The following is a 2,388-nucleotide window of genomic DNA, read 5'->3' on the forward strand; positions in this document are numbered from 1 at the left end:
TGCGGCCGGTGATCTCGGCGGCGATCGGGAACTCGAAATCGTCGAGCTGGAACCGCAGGGCAGTGGTGGCGACGGTGGTGCCGTCGGCGGCCCGCACCGCGAACACACCGTCCTCGACGATCAGCGATCCCGCGTCGGTGGTGATCCGCGCGGTGCTGTCGATCGTTTCGGCGGTGAAGCCGATCGGAGCCCGCGCGGTCGGCGCCGCGTGCACGGTGCCCGCGGCGACGGTGCCCGCGGTCAGCAGGGCGGCAGCGGCGAGGGCGATCTTGGTGGTCTTCATGGAATCGGTGCATCCTTCATCGAATGGAGCGGCTCCGGGCACGCGTCATCGCGACGGCACCCGAGCACGGGAAAGGTGTGGGGGCGAGGAGCTTTCGCCTCGCGATCAGAGGGTGTGCGGTCAGGCCGTGGGGTGGGCGCGCGCGGCGAGGCCGAGCGCGACGTCCACGATCAGGAAGCCGAGCAGACTCAGCCCGATCAGCGGGATGAACCAGCCGACCAGGACCGCCGCGGCGACCAGCGGGACGGTCAGCCACAGCGAGGTCCGGCGCAGCACGCCCCGGCGCGGAGGCACGCCGGCCGCGAACTTGCCCGTCGCCTTGGTCGGGCGCCGCTGCCACCACATCAGGTAGCCGAGCACGATCAGCGCGCACAGGCCGAGCGCCACCGCGAGCAAGAGCAGCTGATTGGCGATGCCGAACAACAGACCCATGTGGAAGGCGATGCCCCAGTTGGTCAGCTTGGCCATCAGCGGCCAGTCGGCGAAGGCGAGCCGGTCGGTGACCGTGCCCGTCGCGCCGTCGATCGCGACGGAGTCGATGGTGTAGGTGCCGGACTTGCGCAGCTCCTTGACGCCGAAGGCCTTCTCCGGCGTGGCCGGGATCGCGATCTCGGCGGCCTGGGTGATGCCGTTGGCCCGCGCGATCGCCCACACACTGTCGAGCTGGGCGATCCGGGCGGCCGGGTCGACCGGGGCGGGCGCGGTGTGGCCGGCGCTGTGGTGATCGCCGCCAGAGGACTGCGCGGGACCGACGGCGCCGGGCAGCTTCACGTTCACCGCGGGGGTGGTCCAGCTCAGTTCCTCGCGCAGCTTCGTGACATTGTCGCCGGCATACGTCGACCAGGTCATGCCGGTCGCCGAGAGCAGCAGCACCACCGGCAGGATCCAGAAGCCGATCGCGCCGTGCCAGTTCAGCTTGCGCCGCCTTGGCTCGGACAGATCCGGCGTCAGCAGCCACCGCGCCGAGCGCTTGGCCCGGCGCTTGCGCACCCGATGCACCCACAGCACGAGGCCGAACAGGGCGATCACCCACAGCCACGACGCCGCCAGCTCGCTGTAGAGCCGGCCGGGCTCACCCAGGTGCAGGCTGCGATGGAACTCGCTGAGCCAGCTCCGCAACGGCAGTGCGCCTGCGCTGCCGTAGACCACGGCCTCGCCGACCGGCCGCGCGGTATGCGGGTCGACGAACACCGCGAGCCGCTCGGAATCACCGAGGGTCGGGTCGTTGAACAGCACCCGGGTGGACTCGCCGTCGCCCGGCGCGGGCGCGACGGCGACGAGGGTCAGGTCGGGCCGGGCCGCGACCGCCGCGCCGACCTGCGCCGAGAGGGCCTGGTCGGGGCCGGAGGTGTCGACCTGGAGCAGATCGCGGGAGACGATCCCCTCGATGGTCGGCGCGATCGCGTACAGCGCGCCGGTGAGCGCGGCGATCAGGATGAACGGGGCGACGAAGATCCCCGCGTAGAAGTGCAGGCGCAGGGCCAGAGGATAGAGGCGGGTGCCCCGGCGGGTGCCGGAGCGGGGCCGTCCAGCGGAAGCCGGTGGTGGCGAGGTGGGCTGCTCCTCGGCCGGACGGGTGTCCGTGATGCTCATGGTGATTCATTTCTGGAGTGCGGAAACCCGGTGCGCACGCGCGAAGAGCGCACGGCGAAATCGCTCGTGCACCGGGTGGAGGAAGGCTCAGAAAGGAATCGCGAGCGGCGGAGCGCGGGTGCGCAGTGAGCGCGCGGCGAAGATCCGCAGGATGACGCGGTCACGGTGGACCAGGCGCAGCGGCGCCGGGTCGGGAATGCGGGGTGCGCGGTAGCGCAGCGGCAGGATCCGCGCCAGCACGGCGCTGCCGATCCGGTAGGCGGCTTCGGCGCCGAGGATGATCGCGGCGGCGAGGACGGCGGCGACGGCGTGCGCGGTGAGCATGCCCAGGCCGAGTGTGTCGTCGCCGTGGTGGGCGTGCCCGGACCAGCTCATGGTCGTGTGGCCGAGCAGCTGACCGCCCAGCAGCACCGCGGCCAGCCCGACCGCGCCGTCCCGGAGCGGGCCGATGCCTGCGACCACCGCGCCGACCACGGCCGAGACCGCCGCCAGCAGCACGACGGTGGTGCTGC

2 protein-coding genes and 1 pseudogene are annotated in these 2,388 nt (G+C 72.2%); all 3 read right to left on the reverse strand.

What is annotated here, in order from left to right; all coding sequences use genetic code 11:
• Positions 1 to 283: pseudogene (locus V8688_RS31780) on the reverse strand (hypothetical protein); the annotation flags it as partial.
• A 120-nt stretch (positions 284 to 403) separates the two neighbouring features.
• Positions 404 to 1,876 (reverse strand): PepSY domain-containing protein, encoded by a 1,473-nt coding sequence (locus tag V8688_RS31785; protein ID WP_342802364.1) that lies wholly within the window; start codon positions 1,874 to 1,876, stop codon positions 404 to 406.
• An 87-nt stretch (positions 1,877 to 1,963) separates the two neighbouring features.
• Positions 1,964 to 2,388 (reverse strand): hypothetical protein (locus tag V8688_RS31790; protein ID WP_342802365.1); only part of this gene is annotated, 425 nt, incomplete at its 5' end.

The sequence above is a fragment of the Nocardia sp. No.11 genome (assembly GCF_038752175.1).
Taxonomy (GTDB): domain Bacteria; phylum Actinomycetota; class Actinomycetes; order Mycobacteriales; family Mycobacteriaceae; genus Nocardia; species Nocardia canadensis.